Raw genomic sequence first — 22,203 nt, 5'->3', positions numbered from 1 at the left:
GTTCTGCGGCGTGCGGTGGGTGATGGGGGGCGGGCGGTTCGGATGTGAGGGATGTGTCAGTTGTGTGGAGGTGGCGGAGGGGTTCCGGCACGGGCTGCGAGTACCTTAGGTTAGCCTTACCTTCACTGCCAGCCCTCGGAGGGGTCCCTCATGCTGCCGTCCAGATCCGTCCGCGCGCTCGCCGTCGCGCTCCTCGCAGTGCTGCTGGGAGCCATGCTCCCCGCCGCCACCGCGCAAGCGGCCGGCCGCACGGTGCAGGGCGGACGGCTGGACTGGGGCATCAAGTCCTCCTTCCAGAGCTACGTCACCGGCCCCATCGCCCAGGGCGGTTGGAGCCTGACCGGCGGCGCCGCCACGGTCGGCGGCAGCCAGTTCCGCTTCCACTCCGCCAGCGGTTCCTACGACCCGGTGACCGGCGCCTTCAGCTCCGGCTTCTCCGGCGGGGTGCGCTTCACCGGCCACAAGAAGGCCGACGGAACCAACGAGCTGGACCTCGTCATCAGCCGCCCCACCGTCCGGATCAGCGGCGGCAGCGGCACGCTCTTCGCCGACATGGTCAGCAAGGAGCGGGGGACCGGCAAGGTCAGCAACCGCTCCCAGGTGCCGCTCGCCGCGCTCGGCCTCGGCGGCATCGACATGAAGGGCGGTTCCACCCCCATCGCCCTCAGCAACGTCCCCGCGACGCTGACCGCGCAGGGTGCCGCCGCCTTCGCCGGCTACTACACCGCCGGTACGCCGCTCGACCCGATCAGCCTCTCCGTGGACACCAAGGCTCCGGCCGAGCCGAAGCCGGCCCCGTCCGGGAAGAAGGACGAAGCCGCGAAGGACGAGGATGCGAAGAAGGACGCCGGGAAGGACAGGGCCGAGAAGAAGGCCGAGAAGGAGAAGGCGGGCCGCTTCGAGGACGCCGCCGTCGACTGGGGCGTCCGCCGCACGTTCCGCGAGTACGTCACCGGCTCCATCGGCCAGGGCAAGTGGACGCTCGCCGACGGCGCCCAGGACGGCGGGGCACTCTTCCGCTTCCCGCAGGGCAAGGGCACGTACGACACGAAGAAGCAGACGCTCGACGCGGACTTCGGCGGCAGCATCCACTTCACGGGCGCCCACGACCTCGACCTGAAGTTCGCCGGTGTCACGGTCGCCGTGACGAAGGGCGAGGGCACCCTGTCGGCCGACGTCACCAGCGCGGGCGCCACTCGCAAGGACGTCCCTCTGATCACCTTCGCCGCCAGGGACTTCGCGCCCGAGGAGGGCCTCGCCGTCCTCACCGAGGCGCCCGCCACCCTCACCGAGGACGGGGCCGAGGCGTTCGGCTCCATGTACAAGGCGGGCACGGAGATGGACCCGGTCTCGCTCGCCGTCGCCGTCGACGACAAGGCCCAGCTGCCCCCGCTGCCCGACCTCGGCAGTGAGCCGACGGCCGCCGCCGAGCCCACCGCGAAGGCCTCGGCCGAGCCCTCCGCCGCACCGGCCGCCGCCGCATCCGACTCGGGCCCGGGCGCCGGTACGTACGCTGCGATCGGCGGCGGTGTGCTGCTGCTCGCCGCGGCCGGGACGTTCTTCGCGCTGCGCCGCCGTGGTGCCGCACCGACCCCCGACGCCGACGCCTCCCCGGGCTCCGACGCCGCCTCCCCGGACGCTGACGCCGCCTCCCCGGGCTCCGACGCCCCCCAGACCTCCTGACACCCATGAGCGCCTTGTGGTCGCTCATCCCCTCCTCCACGCCTCCCTTCCTCCCCCGTTGCCCTAGGAGACCCACCGACATGGCAGCCACTCGCCGCCCCATAGCCCTTGCAGCAGCCGTCGCCACGGCTGCCGCCCTGGGCGCGACCTTCGCCCTCCCGGCCTTCGCAGCCGACGGCGCCCCCGCCGATGCCGCGGCCGACGCCCCCGCCGCGCCGATCTTCCAGCTGGAGTCGGGCGCGCTGGACTGGGGGGTCTACTACGGCTGGCGCGACATGATCGGCAAGGTCAAGGGCACCGCCACCCTGGCCGACGGCGTCACCCAGAACGCGGACGGCACGTACAAGTTCCCCTTGGACAAGGGGGAGTACAACCTCGGCAACCACGGTGTGACGTCCTCCTTCAAGGGCAGCGTGCATTACGAGGCGCACAGCGGGGCCCTGGACATCAAGCTGTCCGACTTCAAGGTCGTCACGGTCGGCAAGAGCGGGAAGATCACCGTCGACGTCACCGTCAAGTCCCCGGGCAAGGACACCGTGGTCAGCGACGACCTGGCGATGGTCACGCTCGACCTCAACGGTGTCGATCCCTCCAACGGTGCCGAGGGCATGAAGTACGCGGACATCCCGACCGCCTTCACCAAGGAGGGCGGCGCGGTCTTCGCCCGCTACACCGCGGGCATGCCCGCCGACCCGGCCACGCTGGCCGTCAAGCAGGCCACACCTCCGGTCGGCCCGCCCGTGGACCCCCCGGTCGACCCGCCCGTGGACCCCCCGGTCGACCCGCCGGTCGAGCCCCCCGTGAAGCCTCCGGTCGAGCCCCCCGTGAAGCCCCCTGTCGACCCGCCGGTGAAGCCCCCCGTCACGCCGACTCCCACCGAGACCGCCAGGCCGGTCAGCGGCCCGGTCGTCGACGGCACCCTGGACTGGGGCCTCAAGAAGTCCTTCCGCTCGTACGTCGTCGGCCCGATCGCGCACGGCAAGATCGAGACGAGCGACGGCGCCACCGCCGGCGACGACGGCTACCGCTTCACCAAGGCCACCGGCCACCTCGACGCCGAGAAGAACAGCCTCAACGCCCAGTTCAAGGGCAAGGTGCGCTTCCTCGGCCACGAGACCGCCGGTGACTACAAGCTCGACCTCTCCCTCAGCAACCTGAAGGTCGACGTCCAGGGCACCACGGGCAGGATCGTCGCCGACGTCTCCACCAAGGACATGGCTTCCGGCAAGGTCGACACCTTCACCGGCCTGGCCTTCGCCGACCTGAAGGTGCCCGCCGGCGCGCTCGCCGCCAAGGACGGCATCGTCAACCTCAAGGACATCCCGGCGACGCTCACCGAGGACGGCTCCAAGGCCTTCAGCGACATGTACAAGAAGGGCGATGAGCTGGACGCCCTGAACGCCGCCGTCTCGCTCGACAAGGACGCCACGCTGCCCCCGGGCGGTTCGTCGGGCGGCTCCACCGGCGGCTCGGGCTCCACCGGCGGTTCGGGCTCCACCGGCGGTTCCACCCCGGGCGGCTCCACCACCGGCGGTGGCACGGTCGGCGGTTCGACCACCGGCGGCTCCACCACCGGTGGTTCGGTCGGCGGCTCCGGCGCCCTGGCCGCCACCGGCTCCGATGTCCCGACCGGCGCCCTGATCGGCGCTTCCGGCCTCGTCGCGGCGGCCGGTGCCGGCCTCGTGGTCGCGGCGCGCCGCCGTCGTAACGCCACCGCCTGATCAACTCCGCACCACCCGCGGGGCCGTGCCGGCAGGTACGGCCCCGCGGCCGTTCCCGCGTGATGCTTGAATGCGCACGTGAACCACTACGACGTACCCCGGGGCATCGACGTCCTGCGGGTGTTCTGCGGACCCGATGGACGCCACGGCAACGCCCTCGGCGTCGTACGCGACGGAAGCAGCCACCCGGACGAGGCCTCCAGGCAACAGCTGGCCCGGCAACTGGGCTTCAGCGAGACCGTGTTCGTCGACGACCCGGAGCGCGGCCGGGTGGACATCCACGCCCCCGGGCTGCGGTTGCCGTTCGCCGGGCACCCGCTGGTCGGCGCGGCCTGGCTGCTGGACCTGGAGGTCCTGGAACTGCCCGTGGGGGACGTGTTCGCCCGCCAGGACGGGGAGTTCACCTGGATCACCGCCCGCCCCGAGTGGGCACCGCCGCGCACGCTCCAGCAGTACGCGACGGCGGACGAGGTGGAGGAGCTGCCGGGACCGCCGCCCGGGGAGGGCTGGCTCTACGCCTGGGCCTGGGAGGACGAGGCCGCCGGGCGGGTCCGCGCGCGGGCCTTCCCGAGGCGCGGCGAGGGCGTCGTCGAGGACGAGGCGACGGGCGCGGCGGCCATGCTGCTGAGCGCGCGGCTCGGCCGGGCCCTGAACATCACACAAGGACGCGGCTCCCAGATCCTCACAGCACCCGCGCCGGACGGAGCGGTGGAGGTAGGGGGCCGCGTCCTGATGGCCGCCCGGGCTGAACCCCGGACGGCCGCAAGCCGTACGACGGCGGCTAGGCGCTGAGCGGGAACGCCTCGCCCAGCTCCCGGAACACCGCGGTGTTCAGCGCGAAGGCGCGCTTGCACTCCTCGACGATCCGCTGCTTCTCCAGGTCGTCCGCGTTCACCGCGTCCAGCAGCTCGCGGTAACCCCGCTTGAAGGCGGCCGGGTTGGTGATCTCCTCGAAGACGTAGAACCGCACGCCGTCGCCCTTGCGCTCGAAGCCCCAGGTCCTCTCCGCCTTGCCGCGGATGATCTGGCCGCCCGACAGGTCGCCGAGGTAACGGGTGTAGTGGTGCGCGATGTAACCGGCGGGCCAGGTGCGCGCGCACTCGGTGACCCGGGCGGCGTACGCGGCGGTCGCCGGCAGCGGCTCGAGACCCTCGCGCCAGCTCTCCCCGCGCAGGTGCGCCAGGTCGCGCTCCAGCTCGGTGGAGCGCATCAGCTCGGTCTGTATGAAGGGCCCGGCGACCGGGTCGTTCCGCAGGGCCTCCGCGCCCTCCTCCAGTGCCCGGTAGACGAACCACAGCTGCTCGGTGTAGCGCGTGTAGGCGTCGACACCCAGCCGCCCGCCGAGCAGGTCACTCATGAAGGTCGAGGTCTCGGCCTCGGTGTGCTGTTCGTGCGACGCGGTGCGGATGAGCGTCGAGAAGGGAGTGACGGTGGCGGTTGCGTCCAAGGCGGGCCTCCGGGGACCGAGGGGGACGGGAAGTCCAGAAACAGACGGAAACACCGGCAGGCGACCGCCGCAACGCCGCGGCGGCGCGTGCCGGTACGCCGATCTTCCTACTTAGGTTTACCTAAGTCAACTGGTTCCCGACTGCTTGTCGGTAAAAAGTGCGCCCCGAAGGCCCGGAGTGGCCGCTTTCGACTATTTCGCGGAGACGGCGGGTGGCTGGGCGGCCGGCTACGGCAGGGTGAGGATCTCCGCCCCGGTCTCCGTGACCACCAGCGTGTGCTCGAACTGCGCGGTCCGCTTGCGGTCCTTCGTCACCACGGTCCAGCCGTCCTCCCACATGTCGTACTCGTGGGTGCCCAGCGTCAGCATCGGCTCGATGGTGAACGTCATCCCGGGCTGCATCACGGTGGTCGCGTGCGGGCTGTCGTAGTGCGGGACGATCAGACCGGAGTGGAACGAGGAGTTGATCCCGTGCCCGGTGAAGTCGCGCACGACCCCGTACCCGAACCGCTTCGCGTACGACTCGATGACCCGGCCGATCACGTTGATCTGCCGTCCCGGCCGGACCGCCTTGATGGCCCGGTTCAGCGACTCCCGGGTGCGCTCGACGAGCAGCCGCGACTCCTCGTCCACCTCACCGCAGAGGTAGGTGGCGTTGTTGTCGCCGTGCACCCCGTTGATGTACGCGGTGACATCCAGGTTCACGATGTCCCCGTCGCGCAGCACGGTGGAGTCGGGGATGCCGTGGCAGATGACCTCGTTGAGCGAGCTGCACAGCGACTTCGGGAAGCCCCGGTAGCCGAGGGTGGAGGGGTACGCGCCGTGGTCGATCATGAACTCGTGCGCGACCCGGTCGAGCTCGTCCGTGGTGACGCCCGGGGCGATGTGCTTGGCGGCCTCCTCCATCGCCCGCGCGGCGATGCGGCCCGCGATCCGCATCCGCTCCACGGTGTCGGCGTCCTGGATCTCCGGGCCGGTGTACGGCGTCGGGGCCGGCTTCCCCACGTACTCGGGGCGCCGGATGTTTCCGGGTACGGAACGGACGGGAGTGATCTCCCCTGGTACGAGAAGCGACTGGCCAGACATGCCAGCGAGTCTAACCAGCGCCCCCGGGGCACCATGGCAGGGAGGAAAGGAGCCGTCGATGGCCCTGTTCAAGAAGCGCACGGTCGGCAAACCGGGCGAATGGTACTACTGCCTGGAGCACAAGAAGGTCGAGGAGGGCCCGGAGTGCCCTGCCCAGAACCGGTTCGGCCCCTACACCTCCCGCGAGGCGGCGCAGCACGCGATGGACACGGCCCGCGACCGGAACCTGGAATGGGACACCGACCCCAAATGGCACGACGAGGACAAGGGCAGACCAGGCCCGTCCGGCGATTGAGGGCATCTTTCAGCCTCTCCGGGGCCTGAGGCCGCACGTCAGCCTCTCCGGCCCCTGAGGCCGCACGTCAGCCCCTCCGGCGCTGGAGAGGCGGGGTACGGAGCAGAGCCCCGGGTCACCCCTCCACCCGGGTCTCCCGCCTCCGCACCGCGTCCTCATCCGTCTCCGAGTCGTACCGCACCAGCTTCGGCAGCGCCGCCGTCAGCAGCACCACCGACGCCACGCACGCCACCCCGCCCGTCCAGATCGCCGACCGGGTCCCGGTCCAGCCCGCCATCGCCCCGGCCCGCACCTGCCCCAGCTGCGGCCCCACGCTGTACGAGAGCACCTCGATGCCCGCCAGCCTCCCCCGCAGCTCCTCCGGGATCGTCTGGTTCCAGATGGTCGAGCGCCCCAGCCCGCTCAGCATGTCCCCCGCCCCGGCCACGCCCAGGCAGACCAGCACCACCCACACGCTGGAGAACCAGCCCGCAGCCGCGATCGCCAGCCCCCAGACCGCCGCCCCGAACACCACGAACAGCCCGTGCCTGCGCACCCGGGACGTCCAGCCGCTGGTCAGCCCGAGCGCCAGCGAGCCCACCGAGCCCGCCGCGTACATCAGCCCCAGCGACCACTCCGCGTCCAGGTCGTCCGCCAGGAACGGGAAGACGGTGTTCGGGAAGGCGAAGAACATCGCCGCCAGGTCGATCGCGTACGTCCCCAGCAGCACCGGCCGGCTCCAGGCGTACCGGGCCCCCTCCACGATCCCGCGCAGCGACGGTCCGGCCGCGTCCCCGGCGGGCGGCGCGGGGGAGAGCCGCAGGCAGAGCACGACGGAGGCGGCGAACGTGCACACCGTCACCGCGTACGCCGTGCCGTGACCGGCGTACGCCACCACCAGACCGGCCAGCGCCGGGCCCGCGATCGCCCCGATCTGCCAGCGCAGCGAGTTCAGGGCGGCCGCCGCCGTCTGCTGGGCGTGCGGCACGATCCGGGCCGTCAGGGAGTCCAGCGCGGGCCGCTGGAGCCCGGCCAGCGCGGCAACCCCGCCGGCCACCACGTACAGCGGCCACAGCAGCGGCTCCGGGAGCAGCGCGTTGACCAGCAGGATCGCGGCGAGCACGCCGAGCCCCGCCTCGGTGAGCAGGATGACCCGGCGCCGGTCCACCGCGTCGGCGAGCGCCCCGCCGTACAGTCCGAAGACCACGAGCGGCACCAGCTCCACCGCCCCCATCGCCCCGACCGCGAGCGGCGAGCCGGTGAGGTGCTTGATCTGGAGCGGCAGCGCGATGAGCGCCATGAAGCTGCCGAAGTACGTGATCAGCCCCTGGATCCACAGCAGCCGGAAGTCGGGCGAGGAACGCCACGGCGAGAGGTCCGGCAGCAGGGCGCGGAGCCGCGACGGGGAAGGGGAGGCAGGGGGAGCGTCGGTCACGAGGGGCCATGATCGGTACCAGGGGGCGCTCCGGGCAAACCGATTTCCACGTCGGCCGTACGGTGAGGGCGACCGGGCCTCCGGGGCGGGATTCCGGGCCCTACCTGGCAGTAGGGTCGGCCCATGACTACACAGGACAGCGGCAGCGCGCCCAAGCCCCCCGCCAAGGACCCCTGGGACCTCCCCGACGTCTCCGCCCTGAGCGTCGGCGTACTCGGCGGAACCGGCCCGCAGGGGCGCGGCCTCGCCTACCGGCTCGCCCGCGCCGGTCAGCGGGTCACCCTCGGCTCCCGGGACGCCGGACGCGCCGCCGAGGCGGCCGCCGAGCTCGGCCACGGCGTCGAGGGCACGGACAACGCCGAGTGCGCCCGGCGCAGCGACATCGTGATCGTCGCCGTGCCGTGGGACGGCCACGCCAAGACCCTGGAGTCCCTGCGCGAGGAGCTCGCCGGCAAGCTCGTCATCGACTGCGTCAACCCGCTCGGCTTCGACAAGAAGGGCGCCTACGCCCTCAAGCCGGAGGAGGGCAGCGCCGCCGAGCAGGCCGCCGCCCTGCTGCCGGACTCGCGGGTCACCGCCGCCTTCCACCACCTCTCGGCGGTGCTGCTCCAGGACGAGTCCATCGAGGAGATCGACACCGACGTGCTGGTCCTGGGCGAGGCGCGGGCCGACACGGACATCGTGCAGGCGCTGGCGGGCCGTATCCCCGGGATGCGTGGCATCTTCGCGGGCCGGCTGCGCAACGCGCACCAGGTCGAGTCGCTGGTGGCGAACCTGATCTCGGTCAACCGCCGCTACAAGGCCCACGCGGGACTGCGCACCACCGACGTCTGACCGGCCCCCTCCCGGATCCAGAGGTCCGGGCCCGAGGCGGGGCACAACGGGGCATGGGGGACACTGGACGGGACCGTGACCGTTCCCCGACAGGAGCCGCCCCCCATGCCCCGCCTCGCTCTCTACGCTCTCGTCGTCTGCGTCCTCGCCGCCACGGCGGCCGTGGTCTCCTTCGTCCAGGGCAGCCTGCTCGGCATCATCTGGGTGCTGATCGCGGGGCTCTCGTCGAACATGGTGTGGTTCTACGTGCGCAAGCAGCGCGTGGAGGCCGCCGCCGACGCCGGCTGACCCCTCCCCGCCGCACCCTTCGCGGGCCCTGAGCCGTATGGGTCGAGGGCCCTTCCTCGTGGGCGTGTCCCGGTGACCGGACGCCGCCCGGGGCCGACCATGTGACGGCCTCGCCACGGCCGTGGCGCGCACGACGAGGGAGGACCGCGTGGCAGACGCGAGGGACGACGGCGCGAGGAACGACGGCGCGGGGTCGACCGCACAGGCCGGCAGCGGGAACAGGGGCCTCCTGGGGGAGGTACGCGACGCCGTCTCCACCCGGTCCGCGCTCGTCATGCTCGGGGTGCTCCTGCTGCAACTCGGCTTCGCCCTGTCCTACATGGGCGCCTTCCACGCGCCGAAGCCGCACCAGGTCCCGATCACCGTCGTCGCACCGCCCGCCGTCGAGCGGGACATGGTGGCCCGCCTCGACGCGCTCCCCGGCGACCCCCTCCGCGTCACCCCCGTCGCGACCCGCGCCGAGGCACGGGCACGGCTGCTGGACCGGCGCACCGACGCCGCCCTCGTCGTGGACCCGGCCGGACGCACCGACACCCTGCTCGTCGCCTCGGCGGGCGGCCCGTCGGCCACCACGGCGGCCGCGGAGATCCTCCAGGCGGTCGCGCGGGCGCAGAACCGCACGATCGTCGTGAGCGACCTCCGCGCGCCCTCGGCGGGCGACTCGCGGGGCCTGTCGTCCTTCTACCTCGTCCTCAGCTGGACCATCGGCGGCTACCTCGCCGCCTCGGCCCTGAACATGGCGGCCGGCTCCAAGAAGCCCACCCTGCGCCGCACCCTGGTCCGGCTGACGGCGATGCTCCCGTACGGCTTCGTCTCGGGCATCGGCGGCGCGATCATCGTGGGCCCGGTGCTGGACTGCCTGCCGGGCGCCTTCTGGGAGCTGGTCGGGCTCGGCACCCTGGTGGTGTTCGCCTCCGGCGCGGTGGGCGTCGCCCTCCAGTCGGTGGCGGGGACGGTCGGCCTGGGCCTCACCATCCTGATCTTCACGGTCCTGGGCAACCCCAGTTCCGGCGGGGTGTACCCGTCCTCGCTGCTGCCACCGTTCTGGAGCGCGATCGGCCAGGCGCTGCCTCCGGGGGCCGGTACGACGGTGGTCCGCAACACCGTCTACTTCGACGGCAACGCCACCACCGGTGCCCTGTGGATCCTCGGCGCCTGGGCGTTCGGCGGTGTGGCCGTGGCGATCCTCGCCGCCGCCCTGCGCGAGGGGCGGAAGCGGCGAGGACCCCGTACGGAGCCGGCGGCCGCCGCCGTGTGAGGACGGCCGCGCGGTCACCCCACCGCGCACACCGGGTTCTGCTCGCCGAAGAACGCCTTCCAGAAGCGGTAGAGGTCGTAACCGCAGTACCGCTGTGCGTCATCGACGCCGAGGGCGCCCAGCAGCCCGTCGATCACGTCGAAGAACGCGATGTTCACCCCGGGGATCCACAGGAGCCCGAACACGGCGATGAGCCCGAACGGCGCGATCGGCTCGACCTGACGCCGGATCCTGTACGACAGCCAGGGCTCGATCACCCCGTAGCCGTCCAGCCCCGGGATCGGCAGGGAGTTCAGGATGGCCGCCGTCACCTGGAGCATCGCCAGGAACGCCAGCGCGTACCGGAAGGCGAGCGGGACCCCGTCGAGCGCGTCCAGCCAGAACGGGGCCGTGCACACGACGGCGAACGCCACGTTCGTCAGCGGGCCGGCCGCGGAGATCAGACTGTGCTTCCACCGCCCGTGGATCCGGGCCCGCTCGATGTAGACGGCGCCGCCGGGCAGGCCGATCCCGCCCATGACGACGAAGAGGACGGGCAGCACGATGCTGAGCAGGGCGTGGGTGTACTTCAGCGGGTTGAGCGTCAGATAGCCCTTCGCACCCACCGAGAGGTCCCCGCTGTGCAGTGCGGTGCGGGCGTGGGCGTACTCGTGGAGACAGAGCGAGACGATCCATGCCCCGGTGACGAAGAGGAAGACCGCGAAACCGGTGGCGCCTCCGGAGCCGGCCCACACGGCCCAGCCCGCGACGGCGGTGACGGCGGCGATCCCGAGGAAGACCGGGCTGACTCTCCGGTCGCCACGGGTGGCTGCGGTGGTCATCGGCACACAACTCCTGGGGCTGGGGGAACGGCGACGGTCGTACGTGCGCCGTCACGGCGGGAACAGCGACGAGCGAAGACGGCCGACACGGCCGACACGGCCGACACGGCGGGAACGACGACGACCGGGGCAGGAGTTCCACCCGGTCGACACCGTGACCGTGTCCGTCGCGGACAATGGGCCCGTGCGCTACTGCATCCTCGGCACCACCCGGGCACTCCGTGACGACGGTACGGCCGTCGTCCTCGGCGGGGCGCGGCTGCGCGCCCTGCTCACCGCCCTCGCCCTGCACCCGGGACGGACCGTCCCGGCCGGGGTCCTCGTGGGCGAGGTGTGGGACGGCGACCTGCCCGCCGACGCGGCCGGCGCACTCCAGGCGCTGGTCGGGCGGCTGCGGCGGGCGCTGGGCCGGAACGCCGTCGAGTCGGTGGAGAACGGCTACCGGCTGGCCGCCGAGCCGGACGCCGTGGACCTGCACCGGTTCGAACGGCTGGCGGGGGAGGGGAGCCGGGCACTGGAGCGGGGCGACGCGGAGAAAGCCGTCACCGTCCTCGACGAGGCCCTCGCACTCTGGGGCGGGCCGCCGCTCGACGACCTGCCCGACCGCGCGGCGCCCGCCTCCCGCCTGGAGTCCCGCAGGCTCGCCGCCCGGCGGGCCCGGCTGGAGGCGCTGCGTGTCCTCGGGCGGGCGGACGAGGCCCTGTGGGAGCTGGCCGCGCTCTGCGCCGCCCACCCGCTCGACGAACCGCTCCAGGCCCTGCACATCAGGGCCCTGCGCGACGCCGGGCGCACGGCCGAGGCGCTGGCGGCGTACGACGAGGTGCGCACCGTCCTCTCCGACCGCCTCGGCACCGACCCCGGGCCGGAACTGCGCGGCCTGTACGCCGAACTCCTCCACCAAGGACCGGCCGCGCCCGAGTCCGCGAAGCCGCCCGCCCCGCAGCCCGCACCGGCCCCCCAGCAGTCACCGGCCCCTCAGCCGACCCCCGCCGCCCGGAAGCCGCCCCCGCCCGCCCCCGGCAACCTCCGCGCCCGGCTCACCAGCTTCGTCGGCCGGGACGGCGACATCGCGGCCCTGAGCGAGGACCTCACCCACGCCCGGCTCGTCACCCTCCTCGGTCCCGGCGGCGCGGGCAAGACCCGGCTGTCGCAGGAGACCGCGGAGGCCGTCGCCGACGCCTGGCCCGACGGCGTCTGGCTGGCGGAGCTGGCGCCCGTGGACGACCCGGAAGCCGTGCCCGAGGCCGTCCTGAGCGCGCTCGGCGCCCGGGAGACCGTGCTGCGGGGGGCCGGCGCCGAGGAGCTGCGGGCCGTCGACCGCACCGGCGACGACGCCCTCGTACGTCTCACCGAGCACTGCGCCCCACGCCGGATGCTGCTGCTCCTCGACAACTGCGAGCACGTCGTCGGGGCGGCGGCCGCCCTCGCCGACCACCTGCTCACCCACTGCCCGCAGCTCACCGTCCTCGCCACCAGCCGCGAACCCCTCGGCGTACCGGGCGAGTTCGTCCGCCCCATCGACCCGCTGCCCGACCCGATGGCGCTGCGCCTGCTCGCCGAGCGCGGGGCGGCGGCCCGGCCCGGGTTCCGTACCGACACGGACGAGGGGACCGCGGCCGCCTGCGCCGAGATCTGCCGACGGCTCGACGGGCTGCCGCTCGCCATCGAACTGGCCGCCGCCCGGCTGCGGATGCTCACCCCGCGCCAGATCGCCGACCGGCTGGACGACCGCTTCCGCCTCCTCACCAACGGCAGCCGGACCGTGCTGCCCCGCCAGCAGACCCTGCGCGCGGTCGTCGACTGGTCCTGGGAGCTGCTGGACGGAGCCGAACGGGCCGTACTGCGCCGCCTGGCCGTCTTCGCCGGCGGCTGCTCCCTCGCGGCCGCCGAGGAGGTCTGCGCCCTGCCAGGGCAGGACGGGAGCGTCGCCGTGGACTCGCTCGACGTCGCGGACCTGCTCGGCTCGTTGGTCGACAAGGCGCTCGTCGTCGCCGCGCCCGGCGAGGACGCGGAGATGCGCTACCGGCTCCTGGAGACGGTCGGGGAGTACGCCGCCGAACGCCTCGCGGAGACCGGGGAGCGGGCGGCGGTGGAGCGAAGCCACCTCGTCCACTACCGGGAGCTGGCCCGTACGACCGGGCCGGCCATGCGCGGGGCGGGGCAGCGCGCGGCCATCGCGGTCATCCGCCGCGAGTACGAGAACCTGCGCACCGCGTTCCGCCACGCCGTCGCCGCCCGGGACGAGCACGAGGCGCTGTGCCTGGTGCTCTCGCTGTCCTGGTACTGGATGCTGCGCGACCTGCGCTCGGACGCCCGCCAGTGGGCCGAGGCCGCCTCCTCGCTCGGCCCCGACCCGTTCGCCCGGCCCGGCGTCCGGGCTCCCTCGCTGCCGGAGCCGGCCATCGACCGGCCGCCGCCGATGGACGGCAGCCAGCTCGCGGAGGCACGGCGCGGGTCCGCCCTGATCCAGGTGGCCAGCGTGGACGACGCGATCTCCGCGTGGTCGGACGCCGCGGGGCAGGAGCGGCTGATGATCATCGCCGACGCCTACCGGCCGGGCCAGCCGCAGACTTGCCGCATGCCCGGTACCTTCTGGATGTACGCGATCATGTTCACCGGGGACATGGACCGGACGCGCGAGGCCCTCGACGAGACGGTCCGGGCCTCCCGCGCCTACGGCTACGAGTGGGAGCTGGCGGCCGCCCTCCAGCTGCGCGCCAACTTCCTGGCCGGTCACTCCGGCCACGCGGACCTGGCACGCGCCGACGCCGAGGAGAGCCTGGGAATCTTCACCCGGCTCGACGACGACTGGGGCACGGCCGAGGCGCTGGCGTCCCGGGGCGAGGCCAACGAGCGGACCGGTCACTTTGCCGAGGCCCTGGACGACTACGCCGCCGCCGTGGAGTACGCGCGGAAAATCGGCGCCAGCTCCCAGGTGGCGCTGTTGCGCGCCCGGTACGCCGGGCCGCTCGCCGAGCTGGGCCGACTGCCGGAGGCCGAGGCCGCGCTGCGGGAGGTGTGCGAAGGAGGACCGCCCCCGAGCCCCGAGTCCGTGGCGATCGCCCGGATGCATCTGGCCTTCGTCCTCGGCGCGCAGGGCCGGACGGCGGAGGCCCGCGAACAGGTGGACATGATCCGCGCGCGCCTCACCTTCGGCGATGTAGCCGTCTTCGACGGGTTCGTCTTCGGGGTGCTGGCCTGGCTGGACAACCTGGAGGGCGGGTACACCGCCGCCCTGGGCAACGCGTTGACGGCGCTGCGGTGTTCGCGGGAACGGCTGTCGATGATGATCGCCCCGCACATGCCCTCGGGCCATCTGGCGGCGATCGCCCGCGCCCTGGCCGGGTCCGCCGCCGCGGGTGCGACCGGGGCCTGCGCGGACGCCGCCCGGCTGCTGGGCCTCCAAGCGGCGCTGCTGCCCGGAGGGTATGTTCCGACCACGGTCGAGCGCCGCACCTTGACCGAGGCCGAGGAGGCCGCCCGGGTCCACCTCGACGAGGCGGCGTACGCCCGGGCGTACGAGGAGGGCGGCGGCCTCACACTCGACGAGGCCACCGCCCTGGCGGAGGCGTACCGGCAGGTGCCCCCGACGTGACGACGCGCGACGAGGCGCACCGGTCGGCGCCTCCGCGTTCAGGTCTTCTTGCGGAACTTGGCCACCGCCAGCGGAGCCATCACCAGCGTGATGCCGGCGGCCCAGGCCAGCGTCGTCCAGACGGAAGCGGCGACCGGGCCGCCCATCATCAGACCCCGCACCGCGTCCGCCAGATTGGACAGCGGGTTGTAGTCGGTGAAGGTCTGGAGCCAGCCCGGCATGGTCTGCGGCGGCGCGAAGATCGAGGAACCGAACTGCAGCGGCATCAGCACCAGCATCCCCATCCCCTGGACCGCCTGAGCCGTCTTCATGGCCAGCCCGAGCACGATGAAGATCCACATGATGGCCGCGCCGAACACCGCCGCCAGCGCGACGGCCCCCAGGAGTCCGAGCACGGACGTCCCCAGCGTCATACCGAGGGCGAAGCCCATCGCGAGCAGGATGACGATGGCGACCGTCATCCGGCCCAGCTCGACCACGATCTTGGCGATGAGGACCGAGGAGCGGGCGATCGGCATCGTCCGGAACCGGTCCATGACCCCCTTGCGGAAGTCGTCGTTGACCCCGGTGCCGACGGCCATGGCGATGTTCATGCCCATCATCGCCATCAGCCCCGGCACCAGGTAGTTCAGGTAGTCCTGCCGGTCACCGCCGAGGCTGCCGCCGACCGAGCCGCCGAAGACGTACACGAACAGCAGCGTGAAGATGATCGGCATCAGAAGGACGTCGAACATCGACTCCGGGTCCTTCTTGATCTGGAGCAGATTGCGCCGTACCAGGGCCCCGATGTGCCGCAGGTCGGCCCGCAGCCCGATCCGGCCCTCGCCGGCCACAGCGGCCTTCGTCGGTACAGGGCCCGCGGGGCCGGCAGGCGCGGGAGTCAGCGTCGTGGTGGTGCTGCTCATGCGGCGACCTCCTGGGGAACGGCGTCGGTGAGGGGAGCGGCCTTGTCGCCGGTGATCGCGAGGAACACCTCGTCCAGGCTGGGCAGGGCGGTGGAGACGTGGGCGAGGGAGATCCCCCGGGCGCCCAGCAGCCCGATGACGGCGGTCAGCTGCTCGTCGGTGAGGATGGGCACGTACAGCAGCCCCTCGTCCGGTACGGTCTGCGCCCCGGCGACGCCGTCGAGTCCGGCTTCCCGGATCGCCTGGCCCATCGCGGCCAGCTCCGCAGGGTCCGAGGGCCGCAGGTGCAGGGTGCGGCCGCCGACCTTGGCCTTCAGCTCGTCGACCCCGCCGCGGGCGATGATCTTCCCCTTGTCGATGACCGTCAGCTCCTTGGCGAGCTGCTCGGCCTCCTCCATGTACTGGGTGGTCAGCAGGACGGTCGCACCCTCGGCCACCATCCGCTGCACCTCGTCCCACACTTCGTTACGGGTCCGGGGGTCGAGGCCGGTCGTCGGCTCGTCGAGGTACAGCACGGACGGGCTGCCGGTCATCGATGCGGCCAGGTCGAGGCGGCGGCGCATCCCGCCGCTGTACTCCATGCAGGCCCGCTTGGCGGCCTCGGTGAGCGAGAACCGCTCCAGCAGCTCGTCGGCCCGGGCCCGCGCCTGCTTGCGGGGCAGATCGAGCAGCCGCCCGATCATGTAGAGGTTCTCCCAGCCGGAGAGCTTCTCGTCGACCGAGGCGTACTGCCCGGTCAGACCTATCCGGCGGCGCAGCTGGCGGGGCTGCTTCACCACGTCGTAGCCCGCGACGACCGCGTGTCCGGCGTCGGGGGTGATCAGCGTGGAGAGGCAGCGTACGAGCGTGGTCTTGCCGGCGCCGTTGGGGCCGAGCACGCCGAGGACGGTGCCTTCGCGGACGTCGAGGTCCACGCCGTCCAGTGCCTTGGTCTGGCCGTAGTGCTTGACCAGCCCCCGTACCTCGACGGCGTTGGTGCCGCTCCTGGGGTTCTTGTCGATTCGTTCCATGTCCACCATGGGACCAGCGCCCGCCGACAGCTCGCCGACAGCCGGCCGACACGGACCGGCACCCGCTTCCCCACGCGCGACAGCCCGCCGGTGGGGGTGTCGGCGGGCTGTCGGTGGTGCGGGAAATGGTCGATGAGGACCGGGTGGGTCAGTGGAAGGAGTGAGGGACCGGGTGGGTCAGTGGAAGGGGTGAGGGACCGGGTGGGTCAGTGGAAGGTGTGCTCCGGCGCGGGGAACGTACCGCCCACGACCTCCTCGGCGAACTCCTTCGCCGCGTCCCCGAGCACCTTGCGCAGGTTCGCGTACTGCTTGGTGAAGCGCGGTACCTTGCCGCCGGTCAGCCCGACCATGTCGGTGTAGACGAGCACCTGGGCGTCGGTCCCGGCACCGGCGCCGATGCCGACGGTCGGGATGTGCAGGGTGCGGGTGACCTCGGCGGCCAGCTCCTCGGGGACGAGCTCCAGCACGACGGCGAACGCGCCCGCGTCCTGGACCGCCTTGGCGTCGCGCAGCAGCTGGTGGGCCGCCTCGTCGCCGCGGCCCTGCACCCGGTAACCCATGGCGTTGACGGACTGCGGGGTCAGGCCGATGTGGGCCATGACCGGGATGCCGGCCTCGACCAGCAGCCGGATCTGCTCCAGGGACCGCTCCCCGCCCTCCAGCTTGACCGCGCCGACGCCCGACTCCTTGATCAGCCGGGTGGCGTTGCGCAGCGCCTGGACGGGGCCTTCCTGGTACGAGCCGAAGGGCAGGTCCGCGACGATGAGGGCGCGCTTGGTGCCCCGTACGACGGCGGCGGAGAGGATGGCGATCTCGTCCATCGTGACGGGCACGGTGGTCTCGTAGCCGAGGTGGACGTTGCCCATCGAGTCGCCGACGAGCATGACCGGGATCCCGGCCTCGTCGAAGACGGAGGCGGTCATCGCGTCGTAGGCGGTGAGCATGGGCCACTTCTCGCCGCGCTCGGTGGCAGCGGCGATGTCGTGGACGGTGACGCGGCGGGTGGACTTCCCTCCGTACAGTGCCTTGCTGCTGTCGGGGGACGCACCCGCGGGGGCGGACGGGCTCTGTGCAGACGGATTCTGTGCAGCCGAAGGTGACATGGCTGGTGAACTCCTTCGTCATCTCGAGGCGCCCTGACGGCGTCCCCGGATCGCTTCCATGGTGGCATCCCGCCCGGGCATACGGGAAGTGGGCCCGCACCGGCCGTCCGTTCGGCGATGCGTCGGACGGTTCTTCGCCGGCCTCGTACGGAACGTGGAACCCGTCGGTCCGCCCGTCTCCGGCACCGTTGGCCTCCCCGGCGACCTCGTCGACCGCGTCATCACGACGCTGCTCCAGGGGCCGGCCCCGGAAGCCCGGCGAGTGTGATCGTTCTGTCACAGACGTCCACCGGCCGGGCCCGAACCGGAACCTCCCGTCCCGCTCCGCTCGTCCTGCTGACGGAGAGCCGCCGTCGACGGCACGGAAGTCGGCGGCGGGAAAGACGCCGCCCATCACCTAGGGTCGGGGGGCGCGGCGATGTGTACGGCAAGGCAGTGAGGACGAGCGCGATGGTGCAGGCGTACGGGGCGGACACGGGCAACGGCAGCGCGGAGCGGCCGCAGCCCGACGGGAGCCGCTTCCGGAGCCTTCTGAAAAGAGCCGCCCGGGACCGGGGAATCTGGCGGCGCGGGATCGTGCTGGCCCTCTGCTCGGTGGTGCTGACCCTCGTGATGGTCGTCCACGCGCAGATTCCCAACCGGGTCGGCAACCTCGGCAGCCTCGTCGAGACGTTCCTGCCGTGGATAGCGCTCTTCATCCCCTTCCTGCTGCTCCTGGCCCTGCTGCGCCGCTCCGCCACCGCGCTGATCGCCCTGCTGCTCCCCGCGGTGATCTGGCTCAACATCTTCGGCGGTCTGATCACCGACAAGTCCGGCACGGGCGGCGACCTCACCGTCGCCACCCACAACGTCAACGCGGGCAACCCCGACCCCGCGGGCACCGCCCAGCAGGTCGCGGGCTCCGGGGCTGATGTCGTCGCCCTGCAGGAACTGCCGGGCGGGCAGGTGTCCACGTACGAGAAGTCGCTGGCCGCCCGCTACCCGTACCACTCGGTCCAGGGCACCGTCGGGCTGTGGAGCAAGTACCCGCTCAGCAACACCAGGCCGGTCGACATCAAGATGGGCTGGACTCGGGCCATGCGTTCCACGGTCAAGGCGCCGCAGGGCGAGGTGGCGGTGTACGTGGCCCACCTGCCGTCGGTCCGGGTGAAGCTGCACGCGGGCTTCACCGCCAACCAGCGCGACAACAGCGCCGACGCCCTCGGCGAGGCCATCGCCGACGAACCGGTCAAGCGCGTCGTCCTGCTCGGCGACCTCAACGGCACGATGAACGACCGTTCCCTGAACGCGGTCACCTCCCAGATGCGCTCCACCCAGGGCGCGGCGGGCGACGGCTTCGGATTCAGCTGGCCGGCGTCGTTCCCGATGGCCCGGATCGACCAGATCATGGTCAAGGGTGTCGAGCCGAAGTCCTCCTGGACCCTGGCGGCGACCGACAGCGACCACCTGCCGATCGCGGCGCGCGTGGAGCTGTGACCACGGTCGCGCAACCGTCCGTTCACCTCGCGGCATAAAACGTCTGCGACAATTTGTTCCAGTCGCATACATAAAGAAGACGCAGCCGTCGCCCGGCGTCCACGCCGAGGCGACGGCTCTCTGTTCTGCCCGCCCCCGCGTGATCGTGAAAGGTTCTCCCCCATGCCCCTGGCCCTGCTCGCCCTGGCCGTGAGCGCCTTCGGCATAGGCACGACCGAGTTCGTCATGATGGGCCTGCTGCCCAACGTGGCGGACGACCTCGGAACCTCCGTGCCGACCGCCGGATACCTCGTGTCGGCGTACGCGATCGGCGTCGTCCTGGGTGCACCGCTGCTCACCGGCCTCGGCTCCCGCGTCCCGCGCAAGAAGATGCTGCTGCTCCTGATGGCGCTGTTCACCGTCGGCAATCTGGCCTCGGCGCTCGCCCCCGACTTCGGCTGGCTGCTCGCGGGCCGCTTCCTCGCCGGGCTCCCGCACGGCGCGTTCTTCGGCGTCGGCGCGGTCGTCGCCGCCCGGCTGGTCTCCGAGGGCCGACAGGCGCGGGCGGTGGCGACGATGTTCCTCGGCCTGACGGTCGCCAACATCGTCGGCGTACCCGCCGCCACCCTGCTCGGCCAGCACCTCGGCTGGCGGGCCACCTTCCTCGTGGTCGCCGTGATCGGCCTGACCGCGATGGCGGCCCTGGCCCGCCTGGTGCCCCGCATCCCGGTCGAGGCCCACCAGGACGTACGCCGCGAGCTCCGCGCCCTCGGTGACCGTCAGGTGCTCCTCGGCCTGCTCACCGCGGTCTTCGGCTTCGCCGGGGTCTTCGCGGTGTACTCGTACCTCTCGGCGATGACCACGAAGGCGATGGGCTTCGGCGAGTCCTCGGTCACCGTCGTCCTCGCCCTCTTCGGCATCGGGATGACACTGGGCGCCCTGGCCGCTGGCCCCCTCACGGACCGGGCGCTGCGCCCGACCCTGTACGGCTCGCTCGGCGCCCTCGCGGTGGTGCTGGTGGCGTTTCCGTTCACGGTGCACGTGCAGTGGGCGGCGCTGGTGATGGTGGTGCTGCTGGGCGGAGTCGGGTTCATGACGACGACCCCGCTCCAGATGCTGGTCATGAACAAGGCGAAGGACGCCCCGACCCTGGCCTCCGCCTCCAACCACTCGGCCTTCAACCTGGCCAACGCGGGCGGCGCATGGCTGGGCGGCGTGGCGATCGCGGCCGGCTGGGGCTGGACGTCCCCGGCGCTGGTGGGCGCGGTGCTCGCGGTGATCGGCCTGGCGGTGGCGGCGACGGCGGGCTTCCTGGACCGGGGGCCGGGGAGGGCGTCGCGGGTGGTGGCGGGCACGTCCACGACCCCGCCCGGGACGGACCGGGCATCCGTTTCCAGCGGGACCGGCACCTTTTCCGGCCCGTCCGGCGCTTGAGGGCCAACGAAGCGCCGGACGAGCCAGGTCCACACCCGGCCCGTCCGGCGTTTGAGGACCAAGCGGCCACCGGACGCCCCCGGTAACCACCCGCCCCGCTAAGACGACTCGCGCCACCGGTTCGTGATCGGCAACCGCCGGTCCTTCCCGAACCCCTTGGGCGAGATCTTCGTCCCCGGCGGATACTGCCGCCGCTTGTACTCCGCGGTATCCACCATCCGCAACGTCTTGGCCACCAGCTCCGCATCGAACCCGGCCGCCACAATGGTGTCCATGCCCTGATCCCGGTCGACATACATCTCCAGGATCGCGTCCAGCACGTCGTAGTCCGGCAGCGAGTCCGTGTCGACCTGCCCCGGACGCAGCTCCGCGCTCGGCGGCTTGGTGATCGAGGCCTCGGGGATCGGCGGCGTCTGCCCGCGCTCCTCGGCGGCCCGGTTGCGCCACTTCGCCAGCCGGAACACCGACGACTTGTAGACGTCCTTGATGGGCCCGTACGCGCCGACCGCGTCGCCGTACAGCGTGGAGTAACCGACGGCCAGCTCCGACTTGTTGCCGGGCGCCAGCACGATCTGCCCCTCCTGGTTGGAGATGGCCATCAGCGTCGTACCGCGCAGCCGCGCCTGGAGGTTCTCCTCGGCGAGCCCGGTGAGCTCCAGCGACCCCATGTACGCGTCGAACATCGGCGCGATCGACACCGTACGGAAGTTGAGCCCGGTCCGCCGGGCCAGCTCGGCCGCGTCGCCCTTGGAGTGGTCCGAGGAGTACTTCGACGGCATGGACACGCCGTACACGTTCTCCGCGCCGAGCGCGTCGCACGCGATGGCCGCACAGATCGCCGAGTCGATCCCGCCGGAGAGCCCCAGCAGCACACTGCTGAAACCGTTCTTCGCAGCGTACGCACGCAGACCCACGACCAACGCCGAGTAGACCTCCTCGTCGTCGTCCAGCCGCTCCGCGTACCCGCCCGCGAACTCCGGCTCGTACGCGGCCACGGGCCGGTCGGAGAGCACCACATGATCGATGCGCAGCCCGTCGTCCACCACACCCGAGGGCGCGACGGCCTCGGCGGCGGGCAGCTCCAGATCGAGGATCACGCTGCCCTCGGAGAACTGCGGGGCACGGGCGATGACCTCGCCCTCCTTGTCGACGACGATCGAGTCGCCGTCGAAGACCAGCTCGTCCTGCCCGCCGATCATCGCCAGGTACGCGGTCGTGCAGCCGGCCTCCCGGGCCCGCTTGCGGACGAGGTCGAGCCGGGTGTCGTCCTTGTCCCGCTCGTACGGCGAAGCGTTGATCGAGAGCAGCAGCCCGGCCCCGGCGGACCGGGCGGCCGGGACGCGCCCGCCGTCCTGCCAGAGGTCCTCGCAGATCGCGAGGGCCACATCGATGCCGTGGACCCGTACGACGGGCATCGAGTCGCCCGGCACGAAGTACCGGAACTCGTCGAACACCCCGTAGTTGGGCAGGTGGTGCTTGGCGAAGTTGAGCGCGACCCCGCCGCGGTGCAGCACGGCCGCCGCGTTGCGCGGGGACCCGGCGGGCTGCCCGTACCGCGCGGCGGCGTACTCGGAGCGGTCCAGGTAGCCGACGACGACCGGCAGCTCGCCGAAGCCCTCCGCGTCGAGCCGGGCGGCGAGCGCGCGCAGCGCCTGCCGCGAGGCCTCGACGAAGGACGACCGCAGGGCCAGGTCCTCGACGGGGTATCCGGTCAGTACCATCTCGGGGAACGCCACGAGGTGGGCGCCCTGCTCGGCGGCGTGCCGGGTCCAGTGGACGATCGCCTCGGAGTTGCCGGCGAGGTCGCCGACGGTCGAGTCGATCTGATTCAGTGCGAGGCGTAGTTGAGGCACG

The 22,203-nt window shown here is 72.3% G+C and carries 18 protein-coding genes; 10 read left to right on the top strand and 8 right to left on the bottom strand.

The window, feature by feature from the left end:
- Positions 1 to 150 precede the first annotated feature (150 nt).
- The 3 genes from ABZ154_RS08770 to ABZ154_RS08760 all read left to right on the top strand — a co-directional run bounded on the left by ABZ154_RS08770 (position 151) and on the right by ABZ154_RS08760 (position 4,196).
- Positions 151 to 1,683: an HtaA domain-containing protein gene (locus ABZ154_RS08770; protein ID WP_356830394.1), complete on the top strand. Its 1,533-nt coding sequence runs from the start codon at positions 151 to 153 to the stop codon at positions 1,681 to 1,683.
- 80 nt (positions 1,684 to 1,763) lie between these two features.
- On the top strand, positions 1,764 to 3,404 hold the full coding sequence (locus tag ABZ154_RS08765; RefSeq protein WP_356830392.1) for an HtaA domain-containing protein: 1,641 nt from the start codon (positions 1,764 to 1,766) through the stop codon (positions 3,402 to 3,404).
- A gap of 78 nt (positions 3,405 to 3,482) precedes the next feature.
- On the top strand, positions 3,483 to 4,196 hold the full coding sequence (locus ABZ154_RS08760; RefSeq protein ID WP_356830390.1) for a PhzF family phenazine biosynthesis protein: 714 nt from the start codon (positions 3,483 to 3,485) through the stop codon (positions 4,194 to 4,196).
- Here the strand turns inward: ABZ154_RS08760 and ABZ154_RS08755 are convergent.
- On the bottom strand, positions 4,186 to 4,851 hold the full coding sequence (locus ABZ154_RS08755; RefSeq protein ID WP_356830389.1) for a biliverdin-producing heme oxygenase: 666 nt from the start codon (positions 4,849 to 4,851) through the stop codon (positions 4,186 to 4,188). The genes ABZ154_RS08760 and ABZ154_RS08755 overlap by 11 nt on opposite strands.
- A 228-nt stretch (positions 4,852 to 5,079) precedes the next feature.
- Positions 5,080 to 5,937 carry a type I methionyl aminopeptidase gene (gene map / locus ABZ154_RS08750; protein ID WP_356830387.1) on the bottom strand — a complete coding sequence of 286 codons (858 nt, stop codon included), beginning with the start codon at positions 5,935 to 5,937 and terminating at the stop codon, positions 5,080 to 5,082.
- Between the two features lie 58 nt (positions 5,938 to 5,995).
- Here map and ABZ154_RS08745 point away from each other — a divergent pair, with 58 nt between their 5' ends.
- Positions 5,996 to 6,232, top strand: coding sequence for a hypothetical protein (locus ABZ154_RS08745; protein WP_356830385.1), 237 nt, complete (start codon positions 5,996 to 5,998; stop codon positions 6,230 to 6,232).
- 115 nt (positions 6,233 to 6,347) lie between these two features.
- On the opposite strand, the gene ABZ154_RS08740 is transcribed toward ABZ154_RS08745, so the two are convergent.
- Positions 6,348 to 7,646: an MFS transporter gene (locus tag ABZ154_RS08740; RefSeq protein ID WP_356830383.1), complete on the bottom strand. Its 1,299-nt coding sequence runs from the start codon at positions 7,644 to 7,646 to the stop codon at positions 6,348 to 6,350.
- A gap of 123 nt (positions 7,647 to 7,769) precedes the next feature.
- On the opposite strand from ABZ154_RS08740, the gene npdG reads away from it, so the two are divergent.
- The 3 genes from npdG to ABZ154_RS08725 all read left to right on the top strand — a co-directional run bounded on the left by npdG (position 7,770) and on the right by ABZ154_RS08725 (position 10,026).
- Positions 7,770 to 8,480, top strand: a complete 711-nt coding sequence (gene npdG, locus ABZ154_RS08735) for an NADPH-dependent F420 reductase (RefSeq protein WP_018511810.1) — start codon at positions 7,770 to 7,772, stop codon at positions 8,478 to 8,480.
- 105 nt (positions 8,481 to 8,585) lie between these two features.
- On the top strand, positions 8,586 to 8,768 hold the full coding sequence (locus ABZ154_RS08730; protein ID WP_356830381.1) for a hypothetical protein: 183 nt from the start codon (positions 8,586 to 8,588) through the stop codon (positions 8,766 to 8,768).
- Positions 8,769 to 8,916: 148 nt separating this feature from the next.
- The gene (locus ABZ154_RS08725; protein WP_356830379.1) at positions 8,917 to 10,026 is read left to right on the top strand and encodes an ABC transporter permease; all 1,110 of its coding nucleotides are present in this window, start codon (positions 8,917 to 8,919) and stop codon (positions 10,024 to 10,026) included.
- 14 nt (positions 10,027 to 10,040) lie between these two features.
- Here ABZ154_RS08725 and ABZ154_RS08720 read toward each other — a convergent pair whose 3' ends face one another.
- Positions 10,041 to 10,847: a site-2 protease family protein gene (locus tag ABZ154_RS08720; protein ID WP_356830377.1), complete on the bottom strand. Its 807-nt coding sequence runs from the start codon at positions 10,845 to 10,847 to the stop codon at positions 10,041 to 10,043.
- A 184-nt stretch (positions 10,848 to 11,031) separates the two neighbouring features.
- On the opposite strand from ABZ154_RS08720, the gene ABZ154_RS08715 reads away from it, so the two are divergent.
- Positions 11,032 to 14,442, top strand: a complete 3,411-nt coding sequence (locus tag ABZ154_RS08715; protein ID WP_356830375.1) for a BTAD domain-containing putative transcriptional regulator — start codon at positions 11,032 to 11,034, stop codon at positions 14,440 to 14,442.
- A 38-nt stretch (positions 14,443 to 14,480) separates the two neighbouring features.
- Here the strand turns inward: ABZ154_RS08715 and ABZ154_RS08710 are convergent, their stop codons facing one another.
- The 3 genes from ABZ154_RS08710 to panB all read right to left on the bottom strand — a co-directional run bounded on the left by ABZ154_RS08710 (position 14,481) and on the right by panB (position 17,460).
- On the bottom strand, positions 14,481 to 15,347 hold the full coding sequence (locus tag ABZ154_RS08710; protein WP_356830373.1) for an ABC transporter permease: 867 nt from the start codon (positions 15,345 to 15,347) through the stop codon (positions 14,481 to 14,483).
- Complete coding sequence (locus ABZ154_RS08705; RefSeq protein WP_356830371.1) at positions 15,344 to 16,366, bottom strand: ATP-binding cassette domain-containing protein; 1,023 nt, start codon at positions 16,364 to 16,366, stop codon at positions 15,344 to 15,346. The genes ABZ154_RS08710 and ABZ154_RS08705 overlap by 4 nt, the downstream gene beginning before the upstream one ends.
- Positions 16,367 to 16,563: 197 nt before the next feature.
- Positions 16,564 to 17,460, bottom strand: a complete 897-nt coding sequence (gene panB / locus ABZ154_RS08700; protein ID WP_356830369.1) for a 3-methyl-2-oxobutanoate hydroxymethyltransferase — start codon at positions 17,458 to 17,460, stop codon at positions 16,564 to 16,566.
- A 450-nt stretch (positions 17,461 to 17,910) separates the two neighbouring features.
- Here panB and ABZ154_RS08695 point away from each other — a divergent pair, with 450 nt between their 5' ends.
- Both ABZ154_RS08695 and ABZ154_RS08690 read left to right on the top strand, forming a co-directional pair.
- Positions 17,911 to 18,936, top strand: coding sequence for an endonuclease/exonuclease/phosphatase family protein (locus ABZ154_RS08695; RefSeq protein ID WP_356830367.1), 1,026 nt, complete (start codon positions 17,911 to 17,913; stop codon positions 18,934 to 18,936).
- Between the two features lie 162 nt (positions 18,937 to 19,098).
- Entirely contained in the window at positions 19,099 to 20,349 is a 1,251-nt protein-coding gene (locus ABZ154_RS08690; protein WP_356830365.1) for an MFS transporter, read from the top strand.
- Positions 20,350 to 20,447: 98 nt separating this feature from the next.
- Here ABZ154_RS08690 and ABZ154_RS08685 read toward each other — a convergent pair whose 3' ends face one another.
- The gene (locus ABZ154_RS08685) at positions 20,448 to 22,202 is read right to left on the bottom strand and encodes an NAD+ synthase (protein ID WP_356830363.1); all 1,755 of its coding nucleotides are present in this window, start codon (positions 22,200 to 22,202) and stop codon (positions 20,448 to 20,450) included.
- Position 22,203: the final 1 nt, after the last annotated feature.

It is taken from the genome of Streptomyces sp. NPDC006261 (assembly GCF_040613515.1).
GTDB lineage: Bacteria > Actinomycetota > Actinomycetes > Streptomycetales > Streptomycetaceae > Streptomyces.
Note: the sequence above shows the minus strand (reverse complement) of the source record. Positions and strands in the feature narration are given on the sequence as shown.

Coding starts and splice junctions, on each gene's coding strand:
- ABZ154_RS08770 (WP_356830394.1), top strand. CDS start 151: ATGCTGCCGTCCAGATCCGTCCGCGCGCTCGCCGTCGCGCTCCTCGCA.
- panB (WP_356830369.1), bottom strand. CDS start 17,460: ATGTCACCTTCGGCTGCACAGAATCCGTCTGCACAGAGCCCGTCCGCC.
- ABZ154_RS08705 (WP_356830371.1), bottom strand. CDS start 16,366: ATGGTGGACATGGAACGAATCGACAAGAACCCCAGGAGCGGCACCAAC.
- map (WP_356830387.1), bottom strand. CDS start 5,937: ATGTCTGGCCAGTCGCTTCTCGTACCAGGGGAGATCACTCCCGTCCGT.
- npdG (WP_018511810.1), top strand. CDS start 7,770: ATGACTACACAGGACAGCGGCAGCGCGCCCAAGCCCCCCGCCAAGGAC.
- ABZ154_RS08730 (WP_356830381.1), top strand. CDS start 8,586: ATGCCCCGCCTCGCTCTCTACGCTCTCGTCGTCTGCGTCCTCGCCGCC.
- ABZ154_RS08745 (WP_356830385.1), top strand. CDS start 5,996: ATGGCCCTGTTCAAGAAGCGCACGGTCGGCAAACCGGGCGAATGGTAC.
- ABZ154_RS08765 (WP_356830392.1), top strand. CDS start 1,764: ATGGCAGCCACTCGCCGCCCCATAGCCCTTGCAGCAGCCGTCGCCACG.
- ABZ154_RS08710 (WP_356830373.1), bottom strand. CDS start 15,347: ATGAGCAGCACCACCACGACGCTGACTCCCGCGCCTGCCGGCCCCGCG.
- ABZ154_RS08720 (WP_356830377.1), bottom strand. CDS start 10,847: ATGACCACCGCAGCCACCCGTGGCGACCGGAGAGTCAGCCCGGTCTTC.
- ABZ154_RS08690 (WP_356830365.1), top strand. CDS start 19,099: ATGCCCCTGGCCCTGCTCGCCCTGGCCGTGAGCGCCTTCGGCATAGGC.
- ABZ154_RS08695 (WP_356830367.1), top strand. CDS start 17,911: ATGGTGCAGGCGTACGGGGCGGACACGGGCAACGGCAGCGCGGAGCGG.